18 protein-coding genes are annotated in these 17,328 nt (G+C 71.7%); 14 read left to right on the top strand and 4 right to left on the bottom strand.

Annotation, left to right across the window (positions count from 1 at the left end; all coding sequences use genetic code 11):
- Positions 1-11 precede the first annotated feature (11 nt).
- The 6 genes from BLW32_RS26075 (at position 12) to BLW32_RS26050 (ending at position 8,608) form a co-directional block, all read left to right on the top strand.
- On the top strand, positions 12-1,298 hold the full coding sequence (locus BLW32_RS26075) for an aspartate aminotransferase type Ic (protein WP_068742420.1): 1,287 nt from the start codon (positions 12-14) through the stop codon (positions 1,296-1,298).
- A 28-nt stretch (positions 1,299-1,326) separates the two neighbouring features.
- On the top strand, positions 1,327-2,631 hold the full coding sequence (locus BLW32_RS26070; RefSeq protein WP_068526012.1) for a glycosyltransferase 87 family protein: 1,305 nt from the start codon (positions 1,327-1,329) through the stop codon (positions 2,629-2,631).
- Positions 2,621-3,844, top strand: a complete 1,224-nt coding sequence (locus tag BLW32_RS26065; RefSeq protein WP_068627305.1) for a threonine/serine exporter family protein — start codon at positions 2,621-2,623, stop codon at positions 3,842-3,844. Before BLW32_RS26070 ends, BLW32_RS26065 begins: the two co-directional genes overlap by 11 nt.
- 65 nt (positions 3,845-3,909) lie before the next feature.
- A complete protein-coding gene (gene phoA, locus BLW32_RS26060) occupies positions 3,910-5,379 on the top strand; it encodes an alkaline phosphatase (protein ID WP_068742419.1) in 1,470 nt (489 codons plus the stop codon).
- Positions 5,380-5,621: 242 nt separating this feature from the next.
- Positions 5,622-6,203, top strand: a complete 582-nt coding sequence (locus BLW32_RS26055) for a hypothetical protein (RefSeq protein WP_068742418.1) — start codon at positions 5,622-5,624, stop codon at positions 6,201-6,203.
- Between the two features lie 77 nt (positions 6,204-6,280).
- Positions 6,281-8,608 carry a DNA polymerase III subunit gamma and tau gene (locus BLW32_RS26050; RefSeq protein WP_074850855.1) on the top strand — a complete coding sequence of 776 codons (2,328 nt, stop codon included), beginning with the start codon at positions 6,281-6,283 and terminating at the stop codon, positions 8,606-8,608.
- Between the two features lie 30 nt (positions 8,609-8,638).
- On the opposite strand, the gene BLW32_RS26045 is transcribed toward BLW32_RS26050, so the two are convergent.
- Positions 8,639-9,940, bottom strand: coding sequence for a class I SAM-dependent methyltransferase (locus BLW32_RS26045; protein WP_068526008.1), 1,302 nt, complete (start codon positions 9,938-9,940; stop codon positions 8,639-8,641).
- Position 9,941: 1 nt separating this feature from the next.
- Positions 9,942-11,339 carry an FAD-binding oxidoreductase gene (locus BLW32_RS26040; RefSeq protein WP_068742504.1) on the bottom strand — a complete coding sequence of 466 codons (1,398 nt, stop codon included), beginning with the start codon at positions 11,337-11,339 and terminating at the stop codon, positions 9,942-9,944.
- A gap of 189 nt (positions 11,340-11,528) precedes the next feature.
- Here BLW32_RS26040 and BLW32_RS26035 point away from each other — a divergent pair, with 189 nt between their 5' ends.
- Both BLW32_RS26035 and BLW32_RS26030 read left to right on the top strand, forming a co-directional pair.
- Complete coding sequence (locus BLW32_RS26035) at positions 11,529-11,978, top strand: SRPBCC family protein (protein WP_068742416.1); 450 nt, start codon at positions 11,529-11,531, stop codon at positions 11,976-11,978.
- 37 nt (positions 11,979-12,015) lie between these two features.
- Positions 12,016-12,954 (top strand): pseudouridine synthase, encoded by a 939-nt coding sequence (locus BLW32_RS26030; protein ID WP_068526006.1) that lies wholly within the window; start codon positions 12,016-12,018, stop codon positions 12,952-12,954.
- Between the two features lie 24 nt (positions 12,955-12,978).
- Here the strand turns inward: BLW32_RS26030 and BLW32_RS26025 are convergent, their stop codons facing one another.
- Positions 12,979-13,767: an Rv3717 family N-acetylmuramoyl-L-alanine amidase gene (locus tag BLW32_RS26025; protein WP_263865936.1), complete on the bottom strand. Its 789-nt coding sequence runs from the start codon at positions 13,765-13,767 to the stop codon at positions 12,979-12,981.
- A gap of 128 nt (positions 13,768-13,895) precedes the next feature.
- Here BLW32_RS26025 and BLW32_RS26020 point away from each other — a divergent pair, with 128 nt between their 5' ends.
- From BLW32_RS26020 to BLW32_RS25995, 6 genes are read left to right on the top strand one after another with little or no spacing between them, the layout of a single operon-like run.
- Positions 13,896-14,204, top strand: coding sequence for a YbaB/EbfC family nucleoid-associated protein (locus BLW32_RS26020; RefSeq protein WP_074850853.1), 309 nt, complete (start codon positions 13,896-13,898; stop codon positions 14,202-14,204).
- Between the two features lie 10 nt (positions 14,205-14,214).
- A complete protein-coding gene (gene recR / locus BLW32_RS26015; RefSeq protein ID WP_068742415.1) occupies positions 14,215-14,868 on the top strand; it encodes a recombination mediator RecR in 654 nt (217 codons plus the stop codon).
- Positions 14,869-14,871: 3 nt separating this feature from the next.
- Positions 14,872-15,420: a uridine kinase family protein gene (locus BLW32_RS26010; RefSeq protein ID WP_068526002.1), complete on the top strand. Its 549-nt coding sequence runs from the start codon at positions 14,872-14,874 to the stop codon at positions 15,418-15,420.
- Between the two features lie 32 nt (positions 15,421-15,452).
- On the top strand, positions 15,453-16,049 hold the full coding sequence (locus BLW32_RS26005) for a DinB family protein (RefSeq protein WP_068742414.1): 597 nt from the start codon (positions 15,453-15,455) through the stop codon (positions 16,047-16,049).
- Positions 16,050-16,058: 9 nt separating this feature from the next.
- Complete coding sequence (locus tag BLW32_RS26000; protein ID WP_068742413.1) at positions 16,059-16,547, top strand: SRPBCC family protein; 489 nt, start codon at positions 16,059-16,061, stop codon at positions 16,545-16,547.
- A 1-nt stretch (position 16,548) separates the two neighbouring features.
- Complete coding sequence (locus BLW32_RS25995) at positions 16,549-17,073, top strand: methylated-DNA--[protein]-cysteine S-methyltransferase (protein ID WP_068742412.1); 525 nt, start codon at positions 16,549-16,551, stop codon at positions 17,071-17,073.
- Here the strand turns inward: BLW32_RS25995 and BLW32_RS25990 are convergent, their stop codons facing one another.
- Positions 17,074-17,283: a PIN domain-containing protein gene (locus tag BLW32_RS25990; RefSeq protein ID WP_068742411.1), complete on the bottom strand. Its 210-nt coding sequence runs from the start codon at positions 17,281-17,283 to the stop codon at positions 17,074-17,076.
- Positions 17,284-17,328 lie beyond the last annotated feature (45 nt).

Raw genomic sequence — 17,328 nt, 5'->3', positions numbered from 1 at the left:
AGGCGCACCCGATGTCCACGTACGTGTCCCTGAGTCAGTCCGAACTCGCCGACGTCCACGCGAAGCTGACGGGGCTGTTCGAGACGCTGAAGGCGCAGGGACTGAAGCTGGACCTCACCCGCGGCAAGCCCGCCCCCGACCAGCTTGACCTGTCGAACGCGCTGCTCGCGCTGCCCGGCGAGGGCGACTACCGCGCCGCGGACGGCACCGACACCCGCAACTACGGCGGCCTCGCCGGCCTGCCCGAACTGCGCGGCATCTTCGGTGAGCTGCTGGGCATCCCCGTCGCGAACCTGTACGCGCAGAACAACTCCAGCCTGGAGATCATGCACCGCCTGATCACGCTGGCGTGGATCCACGGCACGGTCGACGGCGAGCGGCCCTGGGGCGCCGAGGAGAAGGTCAAGTTCCTCTGCCCCGCCCCCGGCTACGACCGGCACTTCGCCATCACCCAGGAATTCGGCATCGAGATGATCGTGGTGCCGCTCAACCCCGACGGCCCCGACATGGCGGTCGTCAAGGAGCTCGTCGCGAACGATCCCGCGATCAAGGGCATCTGGGCCGTGCCGAAGTACTCCAACCCGACGGGCTCGGTCTTCTCGGAGGAGGTCACCCGCGAGCTGGCGTCGATGCCGACCGCCGCGCCCGACTTCCGGATCTTCTGGGACAACGCCTACGCCGTGCACGCACTGGTGGGCGACGCACCGTCGGACCCCGACATCCTGGGCCTCGCCGCCGCGGCCGGCCACCCGAACCGGCCGTACGTGCTGGCCAGCACCTCGAAGATCACCTTCGCCGGCGCCGGCGTCAGCTTCCTCGGCGCCTCCGCCGAGAACCTCGCCTGGTACGGCAAGTACACGGGCCTGACCTCGATCGGCCCCGACAAGGTCAACCAGCTGCGGCACGCACGCTTCTTCGGCGACGCCGAGGGCGTGCGCGCGCACATGCGCAAGCACCGCGACCTCATCGCACCCAAGTTCGCGCGCGTCCTGGAGATCCTCGAGGACCGGCTCGGCGCCGCCAAGGTCGCGTCCTGGAGTGAGCCCACGGGTGGCTACTTCATCAGCCTCGACGTGCTGGACGGGACCGCCAAGCGGACCGTCGACCTGGCGAAGGAGGCGGGGATCGCGCTGACCGCCGCCGGCGCCACGTTCCCGCACGGGGAGGACCCGCACGACCGCAACATCCGGCTCGCGCCGACCTTCCCGTCGATCGCCGACCTTGAGACCGCAATGGACGGCGTGGCGACCTGTGTACTCTTGGCTTCTGCTGAAAAGCTGATGTCGCAGCCCGAGTAGGGCGCGCCTGAGCAGGAGGATCGCGCCGGTGGCGGACGAGAACAGCCGGCGGTTCCCCCGGCAGTGGTGGGTGCTGGCCCTCTTCGCGGTGTCCGCGGGCGTGGCGGTGTGGCAGCAGTTCGTGCGGATCCCGTTCTCCACGCCGATGTACGGGCTCTTCCACAACCAGATCGACGCCGAGGTCTACCGCAAGGGCGGGGAGATCGTCGCGCACGGGGGCGACGGGCTGTACGACGGTCCGCTGCTCAACGGCATCCTGCCCTTCACCTACACCCCGTTCGCGGGCGTGCTGTTCGTGCCGCTGAGCTGGATGTCGACCGACGTGCTGCGGTGGGTGTGGTCGATCGCGGTGCTGCTCGCGCTCCTCGCCTGCATCCTCATCGCCTTCCGGCTCGTCGGCTTCGTGCGCGACGGCCGCGTGTGGTTCGCGGCGATCTGCCTCACGCTGGTCGCGACGGTCCTCGAGCCCGTCCGCACGACCCTCTGGTTCGGCCAGATCAACGTCTTCCTGATGCTGCTCCTGCTGTGGGACCTCGGCCGCCCCGCGGGGTCGCGGTTCAAGGGCTTCAGCATCGGCATCGCCGCGGGCATCAAGCTCACCCCGCTCTTCTTCCTCGCCTACCTCGTCGTCACGCGGCAGTGGCGCGAGGCCCGCACGGCCCTCGCGACCCTGGCCGGCACCGTCGTGATCGGTTTCCTGGTGATCCCGCAGGAGTCGTGGCAGTACTGGTCGGGCACGTTCCTCGACGCGAATCGCGTCGGCGAGCCCAACCAGGTCGGCAACCAGTCCATCAACGGCCTCATCGCCTTCCTGACCAACGCGGAGAAGCCGTCGACGGTCGTCTGGCTTGCGGTCGCCGTCCCGGCCGCGCTCGCGGGCCTCGCCATCGCGGCCTGGGCGTTCCGGCGCGGCGTGGTCCTGCTCGCGGTCACCGTCGTGGGGCTCACGGCCTGCGCGGTCTCGCCCTTCTCGTGGGGCCACCACTGGGTGTGGATCGTGCCGCTCCTGGTCCTCCTCCTCGCCCTGGCGATGCTGACCGACGACCCGCGCCGGCGGGTGCTCGCGCTGCTCGCGGCGGCCGGTCTCGTTGCGGCGACCTTCATCTGGGTCACCTACTTCCCGACGCTGCAGCCCACCGGGGTCGAGGACGTCCACGACACGTACGCGATCGGCATCTTCCTGCGGCCGATGGACAACCCCGTGCTCAAGGCCCTCGCGGGCGGCGTCTACGTGTGGATCTTCGTCGCGACCCTGATCGGGTCGGCCTGGTACCTGCGGAGTACGGACGGGTCCGTGCCGGCGAGCGCGGAGCCGGCCGGCCGTGCAGCCTGACCGGGTCGACGACGACCGCCGCCTCCTCGCCTACCTCGGCGCCGCGATGATCGCGGGCGGCCAGCCCGTGCACGAGGTCGAGGACGAGCTCAAGAGCGTCGCCACCGCCATGGGGCATCCACTGGCGCAGATCGGGGCCACGCCCACCGGGCTCACCCTGGGCCTCGAACCCGGTGCCGCCGCCACGTTCGAGTCCGTCGACGGGCCGATGCGGCTCGACCAGTCGGCCGTCGTCGCTGACGTCCGACGGGGCCTCGTCGCACGAACCCTCTCGGTCGACGAGGCCTTCGCCCGCCTCGGCACCCTGCGCTCGCTGCCGCACCACTACCCGCAGTGGGTGCAGGACGTGTCGTGGCCGGTCATCGCCATCGGCATCGCGATGCTGCTGCAGCCCGGGTGGCCCAACATCCTCGCGGCGGCCATCGGCGGCGTGGTGGTGATGCTGCTGGTCAAGCTCGCGGGCCGCGTGCGGCTCGCCGCGACGCTGCTGCCGACGATCGCCGCGTTCACGGTGGGCGCGGGGGTCTTCGCCGCCGCGCAGGCGGGGTGGCTCGACGGTCCGCTGCGCACCCTCCTCGCGCCGCTCGCGGTGCTCCTCCCGGGCGCGCTGATGGTGACCGGCATGTCGGAGCTCGCCGCGGGCGCGATGGTCGCGGGCAGCGCTCGCCTCACCTTCGGCACGGTGCAGCTGCTGATGTTCTCGCTCGGCATCCTCGCCGCGACGACGGCGCTGGGCGTCGGGCCGGAGCTGCTGGTCAACGAGCGCGTGAATCAGCTGGGCTGGTGGGGCCCGCCCGTGGGCCTCGCACTGATCTGCGTGGGGGTGTGCCTCAACGAGGGCGCCTCGATGCGGTTGCTTCCGGCGATCGGCCTCGTGGTCGCGGCGGCGTTCGGCGCGCAGATCGCCGGGCAGCACGTCTCCGGCGCGGTGCTCGGCGGCTTCTTCGGCGCGATCGCGGGCAGCCTCGGCGCCTCGCTGGTGGCCTACCTGCGGCCGCAGTTGCCGCGCCTCGTGGTCTTCCTGCCGGCGTTCTGGGTGCTCGTGCCCGGCAGTCTCGGGCTGCTGTCGGTCACGTCGGTGGGGATCGACCCGGAGCAGGGCGCGCGCACCGTCGTGGACGTGGCCGCCGTGATCTGCGCGCTCGCGCTCGGCCTGCTGTTCGGTTCGGCGCTGGCGCAGGCGGTGATCGGTCGCGCGGAACGGGTTCGTTAGCGACGATCACGGGAAGTTCACCCGCGCATCCATACATGTTCACATGCGCATGTTTCGCTGCAGCAATGACGAATCTCGGTAGGGGCAAGGCCCGGACGGCGCTGGCCGTCAGTGCGGTGGCGGTTCTCGGTGTGGTCGCCGCGTGCGGCAGCAACGACAGCGGTCCCGGCACGTCCGGCGACACCGCGGCGAAGGTGGAGATCAACCGCCAGGCGGCCGGTGATATCACCACCCACGGCGGCGCCAAGCGGCTCGCCGGCGACCAGACGCAGGCGATCGCCGACTCGATCCAGCGCTCCACGGCCAAGAACGTGATCCTCGTGATCGGCGACGGCACCGCCAACCAGGAGCTCACGCTGGCCCGCGACTACGAGTGGGGCGCGGGCGGGAAGATCCCCGGCATCGACGAGCTGCCGCTCTCGGGCGACTACACCACCTACGCGCTCGACAAGACCACCAAGAAGCCCGACTACACCACCGATTCCGCGGCCTCCGGCTCCGCCTGGGCCACCGGCACCAAGACCTACAACGGGGCCGTCGGCGTCGACGTGAACGGCAAGCCGCAGCGCTCGATCCTCGAGATCGCCAAGGCCAACGGCCGCAAGACGGGCAACGTCACCACCACCGAGCTGCAGGACGCCACCCCGGCCGTGCAGGTCGCGCACGTGTCCCAGCGCAAGTGCTACGGCCCCGTCGCCACCAAGGAGAAGTGCAGCTCCGACGCGCTCGAGAACGGCGGACTCGGGTCCATCACCGAGCAGCTGATCGCGGCCCGCGCCGACGTCACCCTCGGCGGCGGCTGGAAGACCTTCCAGGAGACCGCGACCGCCGGTCAGTACAACGGCAAGACGCTCGAGGTGCAGGCCAAGGAACGCGGCTACCGGATCGTGCGGTCGGGCTCCGAGCTCGACGCCGTCTCCACCGCGAGTCAGGACGAGCCGGTGCTCGGCGTCTTCGCCGACGGCAACCTGCCGCGCGTGTGGGACAAGGCCACCGCCACCAAGGAGGGCGGTAGGGAGCCGGCCGTCACCTGCGCGCCCAACCCCGCCTTCGGCGCCACCCCGAAGCTCGCGTCGATGACGAAGAAGGCCATCGACCTGCTCAAGGGCGACAAGGGCTTCTTCCTCCAGGTCGAGTCCGGCTCCGTCGACAAGGCCAACCACGACGCCGACCCCTGCGGCCAGATCGGCGAGACGGTGCAGCTGTCCGAGGCCGTCTCCGCGGCGCTCGACTTCGCCAAGCAGGACAAGGACACCCTCGTCATCGTGACGGGCGACCACGCCCACACCAGCCAGATCATCGAGGCGGGCACCGTCACCCCCGGCCTCACCCGGACGCTGAACACCAAGGACGGCGGCGTGCTCACCGTCAACTACGGCACGTCGCTCGACCCGGGCGAGGAGCAGCACACCGGCGGCCAGGTCCGCATCGCCGCCTACGGTCCCGGCGCCGCCAACGTCGTGGGGCTGACGGACCAGACCGACCCGTTCTTCTACATCACCGACGTGCTCGGCCTGGATCGCGAGAAGAAGTAGGCGGGTGGGGCCGTTCGGCCATCACGACGTGCTCGGCCTGGATCGCGACAAGAAGTAGGCGGGTGGGGCCGTTCGGCCATCACGACGTGCTCGGCCCGGATTGCGACAAGAAGTAGCCCCTATCCGCGCCGCAGTGGCCCGGGCCGGTTCCGGGCCGCTGCTCTCGGCTTTCGCCCTTCTCCGCCGACGGTCCGCCCGCTACCGTGGGGTGCAGACGCAAACGTCGGAGGGGGAGGGCCCGCATGTATCCGATCGCCGCACCGCCGGTGCCACGCATCTATCGCGCGCTCGCGCTGATCCAGGCGTTGATCGCCGCGCTCACCCTGGTGGGCCTCGTGATCTGGTGGATGGCGTCGTACTCGTCGATGGGGGACGACTACGACGACGATCTCGGCTTCGGCGGGATGATGTTCATCCTGCTCGCGCCCACGCTGATCCAAGTGGCGCTCCTGTTCGTGCCGCTCATCGGCCTCGCGGTCTTCGTGGCGCGCGGTTCCCTCCCGGCCCGCGTCGCCAGCTGCTGCATCTGGGGTGTGCTCATGCTGCTGGGTCTCGTCGCGGTGCAGGTGCACCCCGCCTACGTCCTGGTGCTGTTCGTCGCGCTGTGCATGCTGCTCGCGCTGTCGTTCGCCGACCGCCTCGGCGGCGCACGCCCGGCCGGACCGCCGGTGCCGGGACCGGGCGGGTTCGCGCCCCCGCCGCCTTACCCGACGGGGCAGTTCCCTGCGGTCCCGCCGCACCCGACCGGCCAGTTCCCTGTCGATCCGCCGCACCCGTCGGGCCAGTTCCCCGCGGTCCCGCCGCAGGAGGACACGCGGCTGTGACGGGACCGTCCGGCGGGCGCGCGGACGGTGTCGGAGCGAGCTGCGCCGCTGTCGGACCCTGCCGGTAGCCTGGCACCGTGGCTCTCTACCGCAAGTACCGTCCAGCGACGTTCGCCGAGGTCGTGGGGCAGGAGCACGTCACCGAGCCGCTGAGCACCGCGTTGGATTCCGGGCGGGTGAACCATGCCTACCTGTTCTCCGGCCCGCGCGGCTGCGGCAAGACGTCGTCGGCCCGCATCCTGGCCCGCTCGCTGAACTGCGAGCAGGGCCCCACCAGCACGCCGTGCGGCGTCTGCAACTCCTGCGTCGCGCTCGCCCCGGGCGGTCCGGGCAACCTCGACGTCACCGAGATGGACGCTGCCAGCCACGGCGGCGTGGACGACGCACGTGAGCTGCGCGACCGCGCGTTCTACGCGCCCGCCGAGTCGCGCTACCGCGTCTTCATCGTCGACGAGGCGCACATGGTCACCCCGCAGGGCTTCAACGCGCTGCTGAAGATCGTCGAGGAGCCTCCGGAGCACCTCATCTTCATCTTCGCCACCACGGAGCCGGAGAAGGTGCTCACCACCATCCGCTCCCGCACGCACCACTACCCGTTCCGGCTGCTCGCGCCGAACGTCATGCGGCCGCTGCTGGAGAAGATCACGGGCGCCGAGCACGTCTCGGTCGAGCCGCAGGTGTACCCCCTGGTCATCCGCGCGGGCGGCGGTTCGCCGCGTGACTCGCTGTCGATCATGGACCAGCTCCTGGCCGGCGCCGGGCCCGAGGGCGTCACCTACCAGCGAGCCCTCGGGCTGCTCGGTGTCACCGACACCGCGCTCATCGACGCCGCCGTCGACGCGCTGGCCTCCGCGGACGGCGCGGCCCTGTTCGGCGCCGTCGAGCGGGTGATGGAGGCCGGGCACGACCCCCGCCGGTTCGCCACCGACCTGCTCGAACGCCTCCGCGACCTGATCCTCTTGCACACTGTCCCCGACGCCGCCGACCGCGGCCTCATCGACGTGCCGCAGGACGTGCTCGAGACCATGCGCGGGGAGGCCGCGAAGCTCGGCCTCGCCACCCTCACGCGCTGCGCCGAGGTCACGCACGCCTCGCTCGCCGAGATGCGCGGCGCCACCTCACCGCGCCTGCTGCTCGAGGTCATGTGCGCCCGCATGCTGCTCCCCGCCGCGGACGAGTCGCAGGCCGCACTGCTGCAGCGCATCGAGGCGCTGGAGCGCCGGCCCGCAGGTGCCCCCGTCGACGGTGCCGTCCCCGCCGCCGCGGCACCCGTCGCCGCGCCCGCAGCGCCCACGGGTGGCGGCGCTCCGCAGTCCGACGGTCCGCCGTCGCGTTTCGTCCGGCCCAGCCAGCGCCAGGCAGAGGCCGCCGCCGAGCCGGCCGCTGCGGCCGCTCCCGCCCCTCCGGCTCCGCCCGCGCCGACGCCGCAGCCGGTCGCTCCCGAGCCGGCGGCGCCCGCCGTCACCCCGCCCGTGCAGCCCGCCGCGGTCGCGGAACCCGCGTCGGAGGCCGTGGTCGCGGAGCCCGAACCGCGGGCCGCCCCGGCCGAGCCGGAGCCCGTCGCCCCGGCCGCCGAGCCGGCCGCCCCGGCCGAGCCGGAGCGCCCCATCGAATCGGAGCCGGTGCTCCACCGGCCCGAGCCGGACCCGGAACCCGTTGCGCCCCCGCGCCCGGCCGAGCCCGTCGCCCCGGCCCCTGCGGCCCCGGAGCGTGCCGCTGCGCCGGAGCCCGCGGCGCCCGCCGTCACCCCGCCCGTGCAGCCCGCCGCGGTCGCGGAACCCGCGGCCCCGGCGCCGTCCGGCCCCTCCGTGGAGGAGGTCCGCACGGCCTGGCCCAAGGTCCTCCGGGCGGTCAAGGACCGCAGCACGGTGACTTTCGCCCTCATGCCGAACGTGCAGGTGCTCGGCCTCGCCGGAGACGTTCTGCACCTCGCGCTGCCGATCCCCGCCCTGCTCAGCCGGTTCAGCGATCAGCAGCATGTCGGCAACTTGCGGGACGCGGTCCGCGAGGTCTTCGGGACGCAGTGGAACGTCGAGGTCGGCGACGGCAGCGGCGCCCGCGCGCAAGGGGCGCCCGCCGCCGCGCCCGCGCAGCAGCAGCGCCCCGCCGCCGAGCCGAAGAAGGCGCCGCCCACGTTCGAGCGGCGCAGCCGTGCAGGCGATCAGCGGCCGGACCCGCGGCCGGCGGGCCGGGAGAACCGCGCACCGTCGCACCACGACGACATCCCGCTGCCGCCCGAGCCGGACCCCGAGCCGGCACCGGTCGAGGAGGTCTCCGAGGAGGAGATGATCGACGCGGCGCACCGCGAGGACGCCGTCTCCGGCGGCACCACCGCCCCGCGCCGCGACCCGGACGAGATCGCCCTCGAGCTCCTCAAGAACGAACTCGGCGCCCGCCCCATCTGATCGGGGCGAGCGCCGGATTCGGGCGTTGTCCTAGGCGTCCCACCACGGGCGCAGCGGCAGGTCGCCGGCACCGCCCTTCTCGTCGAGCTTCACCGCGAGCACCTGGTGCAGCTGGACGACGTTGCGCTCGAAGCCGAGTCGCGAGCCGGCCATGTACAGGCCCCACACGCGGGCGGTGCCCAGGCCGACCTCCGCGACGGCCTCGTCCCAGTTCGCGACGAGGTTGCGGCACCAGGCGGCCAACGTGAGGGCGTAGTGCTCACGGAGGTTCTCCTCGTGCCGCACCTCCATCCCGCCGATGTCCTGGATCGCGGCGATCACCCGGCCGGAGCCGGTGAGCTCCCCGTCGGGGAAGACGTACCGGTCGATGAACTGGCCGCCCTTGCCCGACAGTTTGTTGTCATGCCGCGTGATCGTGTGGTTCAGCAGCAGCCCACCGGTCTTCAGCTTCTCGCGCAGCGACGTGAAGTACGACGGATAGTTGTGCACGCCGATGTGCTCGGTGAGCCCGATCGAGCTGATCGCGTCGAAGTCGCCCTCGGGCACGTCGCGGTAGTCGCTGTAGCGGACCTCGGCGAACTCGCCCAGGCCCTCGGCCTCGATCGCGGCCTGCGCCCACTCCGCCTGCTCCTTGGACAGCGTCGCGCCGATGACGTGCACGCCGCGGCGGGCCGCGAAGCGCACCATGCCGCCCCAGCCGCAGCCGACGTCCAGCAGCCGGTCGCCCGGCTTCAGGCGGAGCTTCTCGAAGACGAGGCGGTACTTGTTCTCCTGCGCCTCCTCCAGCGTCGCGTCGGCGTCCGGGTAGCACGCGCAGGTGTAGGTCATCGACGGGCCGAGCACCAGCTCGTAGAACCGGTTGGAGACGTCGTAGTGGTGGTGGATCGCGTCGGCGTCGCGGGCCTTGCTGTGCCGCAACCCCTCCGCGATGCGCCGCCAACGCGGGATCGCCTCCTGCGGCGGCGGGGCGATCGGGATCATGTGCTCGGCACCCACCGAGCGGGCGATCTGTGCGATGAGCCGTGGGCCCGGCTTGGCGAACTTCAGATCGTCGGACAGGGCCCGGAGCGCCTCGTACGGATCTCCCGGCGGCGCGCCGGTCAGTTCCAGGTCGCCGGCGATGTAGGCGCGGGCGAGGCCCATGTCGCCGGGTGCCGTGGCGAGGTAGGTCGTTCCGCGCGGGGTGAGCAGGTCGAGGCCGTAGGGCGCGTCGTCCGGTCCGGCCGACGAGCCGTCGTAGGCCTTCACCCGGATGGCGAGTTTCCCGCCCGCCACCTTCTCGATGATCTCGGCGAGGCTGAGCTTGGGGAGATGCTCAGTGGATCGCGTCAATTCACTGCCTCCTGACTGTCTTGTCGTACAGCCCCAGCAGGCGATCCTCCGGGTCGTAGCGGGACTTGTACTTCTCCAAGTGGGTTCCGCCGTAGAGCTCGTCGAATTCGGCGCGCTCGTAGAAGGACTCGGAGTACAGGGACTTGTGTCCACCGAGCTCCGACACCTTCTCCTCGATCAGGCGGTTCGCCCGGCCCTCGATCTGGCCGGGTTGCTTCGGGACCGCGGACCAGAAACCGACGTTGACGTAGGTCTCGCGGGGTTCCAACGGGTACAGCGGCCACGGGCGGTCCGGATCGGCGCCGTGCGGCAGCGGCTCGCGCAACCGCAACGGGCACAGCCAGATCGGCTCGATGGGGATCTCGTCCAGGAACCATTCGAGGAAGTCGACGGTCTCGTCGATGTGCACCTCGATGTCCTGCACCACACGCTCGCCGGGCGGCTCGCCCTTGCGTGCGGACAGCCGGTCGCCGATGTCCCAGCGGCGGTCCAGCGCCACGAGCTTCCAGTAGAAGCTGCTGCGCAGCAGGTGTTTCGGCCACAGGCGTCGCACCTTCGGGTTCTGCGCGCCGAAGGCGCGCGAGCACCAGAACCAGTCCGTGTCCCACCGCCACAAGTAGTCGTGCGTGGTGAGGCGGTCGCGCTTCACCCCGTCGTCGTGCTGGATCGACCGGTAGTAGATCGCGCGGTCGGTGTAGTCGCTGAGCGGCCCCGGTTCGTCGGTCTTACGACCGAGGACGAGGTAGGACTCCGTGGCGGAGAAGACCACCCCGTCGAGGTAGTCGACGGGCTCGCCCTGGTACTCCCGTGCATCGACGATGGCCGCCATCGACTCCTGCAGGTCGTCGAGCGTGTGGAAGCGCACGTGCCGCAGTTCGACGTACCGCGCGACGGGCTCCAGTTCGACGGTCAGCCTCGTCGAATAGCCCAGCGTGCCGTACGAATTGGGGAAGCCGAAGAACAGCTCCGCATCGGGCCCGTCGGGGGAGGCCGTCACCACCTCGCCGCTGCCGGTGAGGATGTCCATGGACAGCACGGCCTCGTGCGGCAGGCCGGCCCGGAAGGAGCTGGATTCGATGCCCATGCCGCTGACGGCGCCCCCGAGGGTGATGGTCTTGAGCTGGGGCACCACCGTCGGGGCGAGCCCGAAGGGGAGCGTCGCCGCGACCAGGTCCTCGTAGGTGCACATGCCGCCGACATCCGCGGTGCGGGCCTCGGGGTCGATCGAGATGACCGATGCCAGGCCGGAGACGTCGAGCCCGGGGGCGTCGGTGGCCGCACGGGCGCGGAACAGGTTGGAGGTCTTCTTGGCCAGGCGGACCCGCGCGTTCGGCGGGATGGCGCGATAGCTGTCGCGCAGCCTCGCGAGGCCCTCCTGGTAGGCGGCTTCGCCTGCGATCGGGACCGTCGACGGGGTTCGCGCCGGCGTTACGTTGCGAGCACTCACGATCACCGACGCTATACCTCTCGGGCGCGACGCGCGCGGGCCGTTACCGATTGGTTAGGCTGGCATCGAACCCGTCGGCGGTGCCGACACCCAGGCCTCCGACCTCCTCGGGGGCACCGATACTCAGAGGATCGAAGTACGTTGGCCCAGGTAACCGCCACAAAGTCCATCACCATCGCCGCCGCGCCCGAGAAGGTCCTGGCGGCCATCGCGGACTACACCCGCCGCGCCGAGATCCTGCCCCCGAACTACCGCGAGTACCGCGTGATCGAGGGCGGCCAGGGCTCGGGCACCGTCGCCGAGTGGATCCTGCAGGCCACCGAGAAGCGCTCGCGCGACGTGCGCGCCACCGTCACCGTCGACGGTGCGACCGTGACCGAGACCGACGCGAACAGCTCGATGGTCACCACGTACCGCGCCGTCGCCGCCGACAGCGCGGGCGACGCGACCACCGCCACCATCACCACCACGTGGCAGGGCGCCGGCGGCATCGGCGGCTTCTTCGAGAAGACCTTCGCGCCCAAGGGCCTCGGCCGCATCTACGACGAGCTGCTCACCAACCTCAAGGTGCAGGTCGAGTCCAACGGCTAGGCGACCCCGCCGGCACCGCGGCGCGCCCGTCGCGCCGCTGCCGCTACGCGACGGGGTCGACCCGACGCGGCTCGTCATCGCCGAGGAGGAGGCCGGGCGCACGCTCGGCGACGTCCTGGAGGCCCGGTTCCCGGGCACCGCGGAGTACGTGGCGCGGGAGAGCGCGGCCGGGGCCGTCCTGAGCTCCGACGGTGCCCGCCTCGCCCCGTCGACGATCGTGACCGCCCGGCAGGCGGTGTGGATGTACCGCGAGCTGCCCGACGAGATCGACGTGCCGTTCGCGATGCCGGTCCTGTACGAGGACGAGCGGATCGTCGTCGTGGACAAGCCGCACTTCCTCGCGACGATGCCGCGCGGCGCGCGCGTCGTGCAGAGCGCCCTCGTGCGGCTGCGCCGCGAGCTCGGCGAACCGCTGCTCTCGCCCGCGCACCGGCTCGACCGGCTCACCGCCGGCGTGCTGCTGTTCACCCGCGACCCGGCGGTGCGCGGCGCCTACCAGCAGCTCTTCGCCACCGGGCGGGCACGCAAGGAGTACGCGGCGCTCGCCCCGCTGCGCGCCGGTCTCGAGCTGCCGGTGGTCGTGGAGTCCCGCATCGAGAAGACGCCCGGCATCATGCGCGCCTACGAGGTCGACGGCCCGGTGAACGCGCGCTCCCACGTCGAGCTGGAGGCCGAGGTCCCGGGCGGGCGGGGCGGCACCGTCGGGCGGTACCGGTTGCGCCCGGAGACGGGCAAGACCCACCAGCTCCGCCTGCACATGTCGGGCCTGGGGGTGCCGATCCTGGGCGACCCGCTGTACCCGGAGCCGCGGGAGTTCGTGGACGGCGACTTCTCCGACCCGCTGCGCCTGCTGGCGCGCACGCTCGCCTTCGCCGACCCGGTGGACGGCACCGAGCGTGAATACGTGAGCGGGCGGGAACTGGCGGTCGTGAATGCGGCGGCTCCGTGCATCAGCGAGCCGGATGTGGCTTCGTAGCCCCGAATTCGGCAGGTTTCACGACTAGCGCGTCGCAGGAGAGCCCAGGTACGCGGCGAGCCCCGCGGCGATCGCATCGGCGAGCCGCTGCTGACCGTCGGCGGATTCGAGCATCTTCGCCTCGGTCGCGTCCCGGAGGTTACCCGCCTCGACCAGCACCGACGGCACCGTCGCGAGGTTGAGCCCGGCCAGGTCGGAGCGCGGGTAGAGGCCGCCCGAGCCGATGTAGGAGGCGGGGGTGAAGCCGCCCGCCACGAGCGCGTCGCGCATCTTCGCGGCGTACGCGGGGCTCGCGGTCTGTTGCGCGGGGTTGAGCGGCGGCGAGGAGAGATTCACGTGAAACCCTCGGTTACCGGGGGCGGAGCCGTCGGCGTGAATGCTCACGGCGGCGTCGGCGCCCCACGAGTTGGCGGCCGCTGCGCGGGCGTCGATGCAGGACGCGACCGAGGTGTCGTCGTTGCGGGAGAGCATCACCTGCGCGCCTGCGGCGGTGAGCGCCTGGTAGAGCTTGTACGCCACGGCGTAGTTGAAGGTGTGCTCGGGCACGCCGTTCACGCTGGTCGTTCCGGTGGTCTGGCAGGGCTTGGTGCCGCCGCGGCCGGTGGGGACCTGCTTGTTGATCGAGGCGTCGTTCGCGCCGTTGTGGCCGGGATCGACGAAGATCTTCTTCCCGGTCAGCGCGCCTGCGGCGAGCGGCGCCGCGTTGTTCACGAGGGCGGGCCCGGCGGGCGATAGGCTGGAGGGTGCGGCCGCGTTCCGCTGCTGTCCGGCGTCACCGATGGTGCAGCCGGACAGGACCAGTGCGGGGAGCATGGTCGCGGCGAGGAGGGTGGAACGGCGGTTCGTCACGGATCGCACTGTACCGCCCCAACCGGCACAGTGGTAACACAAGTAACACGAATCAGACATAGCGGGTCACCTGACCGGCGGAGGGAGACGGCATGCAGCCCGGAGGCTCGATGGAAGACCTGATGGCTCAGGTCGGCGCGATGCAGCAGCAGCTCATGGCGGCGCAGCAGGAACTCGCGGTGACGACGGTCGAGGGCCAGGCCGGTGGCGGCCTCGTCACGGTCACCGGCACCGGCGACGGCCAGGTGAAGTCGGTGACCATCGACCCCAAGGTGGTCGACCCGGAGGACGTCGAGACCCTGCAGGACCTGGTCCTGGGTGCGCTCTCGAACCTGGCGGACAACACCGCCGCCATCGCGCAGCAGAAGATGGGTCCGCTGGCCGGCGGCCTGCCCTTCTGACGGTCCGCCCGTGTACGAAGGACCCGTTCAGGAGCTGATCGACGAGTTGGCCAAGCTCCCGGGGGTGGGGCCGCGCGGTGCTCAGCGCATCGCGTTCCACCTCCTGGGGGTGCAGCCCACCGACATCGATCGGCTCACGAACGCGCTCACCCGCGTGCGCAACGACGTGCGGTACTGCGAGGTGTGCGGCAACGTCTCCGCCGAGACCCGGTGCCGGATCTGCTCCGATCCGCGCCGCGACGCCTCCAAGATCTGCGTGGTCGAGGAGGCCAAGGACGTCCAGGCCGTCGAGCGCACCCGCGAGTACCGCGGCCTCTATCACGTGCTCGGCGGCGCGTTGAACCCGATCAAATCGGTCGGCCCCGACAAGCTGCGGATCCGTGAGTTGCTCGTCCGCCTCGGCACGTCGGTCGACGGGGTCGACGTCGACGAGGTGATCATCGCGACCGACCCGAACACCGAGGGCGAGGCCACAGCGGCCTTCCTCGTGCGGATGCTCAAGGACTTCCCCGGCCTCACCGTCACGCGCCCCGCCGCGGGCCTGCCGATGGGTGCGGAGCTCGAGTTCGCCGACGAGCTGACCCTCGGCCGCGCCATGAGCGGCCGTCGGTCCCTGTCCGAGCCGCCGCGCGTGCTCGAGGAGTTCCCGCCCGCGGGCGGGTGAGGTATGGAGGCCCCCGAACTGCTGGCCCGGCTGGGCGGCGCCGAGGGCATCGTCGCGATCGACGGTCCGTCCGGCGCCGGCAAGTCGACGTACGCGCAGCGCCTCGTCGGCGATCTCCGGGCCGACGGTGCCCGCGTCGCCCTGATCCGCACGGACCACTACGCCACCTGGGACGACCCGGTCTCGTGGTGGCCGCAGCTCGTCGCCGAGGTGATCGATCCGCTGGTGCGCGGCCGCGACGCCTTCTACCGCCCCATGGTGTGGCGCGACGGCGTACCGACTCCCGGGGAGGAGCTGCGGGTGCCGCGCGCCTCGCTCATCGTCGTCGAGGGCGTCTCGAGCGCCCGCCGCTCGTTCGCCGACCGCTTGTCGCTGGGGCTCTGGCTGGACGGCGGCACCGCCGAGCAGCGGCTCGAGCGGGCCGTCGCGCGCGACGGTGAGGAGTCGCGGGCCGAGCTGGTGCGCTGGCAGGAGTTCGAGCGCGGCTGGTTCGCGGTCGACGGGACGCGCGAGCGCTGCGTCGTCGTCGAGCCCCGGTCGGTCGGGGCCTAGAACCTGTCGGTGCCGTGTGGCACCGTCGGGGCATGGCAGACCCGTCCTACGACGCGGCCCTCAAGGCCGATATTCAGCACTACTTGGATCGGGCGCGCGACGCGCTGCTCTGGAAGGTCGAGGGTCTCGGCGAGTACGACCTGCGGCGCCCGCTCACGCCCACGGGCACCAACCTCCTAGGCCTGGTCAAGCATTGCGCGATGGTGGACTCCGGCTATCTCGGCGGCTGCTTCGGCCGGCCGTTCACGCATCCGCACCTCCCCGATCCGGAGTCACCCGATTACGTCCCGGACGACGACCTGTGGGTCCGCGCCGACGAGCCGACCGCGGCGATCGTCGACCTGTTCACGCGAGCTCGCGCGCATGCCACCGCGACCCTCACCGAGCTCCCGCTCACCGCGACGGGCGTCGTACCGTGGTGGGGCGAGCGCGGCCGGGCGGTCACCCTGCACCGGCTCGCGATGCACACCTTCTACGACCTCGACCGGCACGCCAGCCAGGCCGATATCGTCCGCGAGAGCATCGACGGTGCCGCCGGCCTGCAGCCCGGCAACAGCAACCTCCCCGACGGCGTCGACTGGACCGCGTACCGCGCGAAGGTCGAGGCCGCTGCGCGGGCCGCGGAATAGAATCGAGCCATGCGCCTGCGCGACCATCCGATCGTCGAGGTCTCCCGGAAGCTCCCCTGCTCGCCGGAGGAGGCGTGGCGCCTCGTCACGGACATCACGCTCCCCACGCGGGCCGAGGGGGAACTGCAGCGCGCCGAATGGCTCGACGGTGCCGACGGCGTCGCAGTCGGCGCGCGGTTCCGCGGCCACAACGCCGACCCCGAGATCGGCGAGTGGTTCACCGAGCCCGAGGTCACCGAGGTCGAGGACGGGCGGCGTTGGGTCTGGCGGGTGGGTCCGGCCGGTGATCCGTTGGCCACCTGGGGATTCGAGGTCGAGCCCGCGGAGGGCGGCGCGCTGGTGCGGCAGTGGGCCCGTGCGGGAACGGGGACGTCGCCGCTGAGCGAGTACATCGCGCAGCACCCGGAGCAGGAGGCGCAGATCATCGACTTCCGCCTCGGCCTCTGGCGCGACTACATGGAGGCCAACCTCGATCTCCTCGCGCGGGAAGTGGGCTGACGTGCCCGCCGGGTTCGCCCTCTTCGACACCGCGGTCGGGCGGTGCGGGATCGCCTGGGGCACCGACGGTGCCGTGACCGCCGTTCGGCTGCCGGAGGACTCCGACGAGGCCACCGCGCAGCACCTCGGCGGTGGCGAAGCACCCTCCGAACCGCCGGAGTCGGTCGCGCGAGTGATCGCGGCCGTGGTCGCCCTGGTCTCCGGCGCGAACCTCGACGACGACCTCGCCTGGGTTTCGCTGGACATGCAGGGGCTCACCGATTTTCAGCGCGCCGTGTACGACGTCGCGCGGCGGATCCCGCCCGGCTCCACCCGGACCTACGGCGAGATCGCCACGGAGATCGGCCTCCCCGGCTCCGCCCGTGCGGTCGGCCGGGCGTTGGGCGAGAACCCCTTCCCGCCGGTCGTGCCCTGCCACCGCGTGACCGCGGCGAACGGCCGCACCGGCGGCTTCTCCGCCGGCGGCGGCGTCACCACCAAGATGCGCCTCCTCGCGACCGAACAGGCGGTTCTGGGGCTCTGGTGACTACTCCGCGCCTGGCGAGACCACAGTGAGCCCCTCGACCTCGGCTGCGTCGCGAAGGCGCTTGTCGTCCGTGACGAACGCGCTGATCTGATCGCGGATGCTGATAGCTGACGCCAAATGCTCTCGGGCGAGCACGTCGCTGATGACGGCTTCCAGGAGTTCCACGAGTGCCCGCTGAACCGGGCAGACGAAGCCATGCGTCGCGCGCATGGCTTCGCGCGGAGAGACACCTGTTCCGCAGGCCGGGCCGACCGC

Source organism: Tsukamurella tyrosinosolvens, from assembly GCF_900104775.1.
GTDB lineage: Bacteria > Actinomycetota > Actinomycetes > Mycobacteriales > Mycobacteriaceae > Tsukamurella > Tsukamurella tyrosinosolvens.
This window is presented reverse-complemented; position numbering and strand designations above follow the sequence as displayed.

Coding starts and splice junctions, on each gene's coding strand:
- BLW32_RS26005 (WP_068742414.1), top strand. CDS start 15,453: ATGGCAGACCCGTCCTACGACGCGGCCCTCAAGGCCGATATTCAGCAC.
- BLW32_RS26055 (WP_068742418.1), top strand. CDS start 5,622: ATGTATCCGATCGCCGCACCGCCGGTGCCACGCATCTATCGCGCGCTC.
- BLW32_RS26025 (WP_263865936.1), bottom strand. CDS start 13,767: ATGCTCCCCGCACTGGTCCTGTCCGGCTGCACCATCGGTGACGCCGGA.
- phoA (WP_068742419.1), top strand. CDS start 3,910: ATGACGAATCTCGGTAGGGGCAAGGCCCGGACGGCGCTGGCCGTCAGT.
- BLW32_RS26010 (WP_068526002.1), top strand. CDS start 14,872: ATGGAGGCCCCCGAACTGCTGGCCCGGCTGGGCGGCGCCGAGGGCATC.
- BLW32_RS25990 (WP_068742411.1), bottom strand. CDS start 17,283: ATGCGCGCGACGCATGGCTTCGTCTGCCCGGTTCAGCGGGCACTCGTG.
- BLW32_RS26000 (WP_068742413.1), top strand. CDS start 16,059: ATGCGCCTGCGCGACCATCCGATCGTCGAGGTCTCCCGGAAGCTCCCC.
- BLW32_RS26075 (WP_068742420.1), top strand. CDS start 12: ATGTCCACGTACGTGTCCCTGAGTCAGTCCGAACTCGCCGACGTCCAC.
- BLW32_RS26020 (WP_074850853.1), top strand. CDS start 13,896: ATGCAGCCCGGAGGCTCGATGGAAGACCTGATGGCTCAGGTCGGCGCG.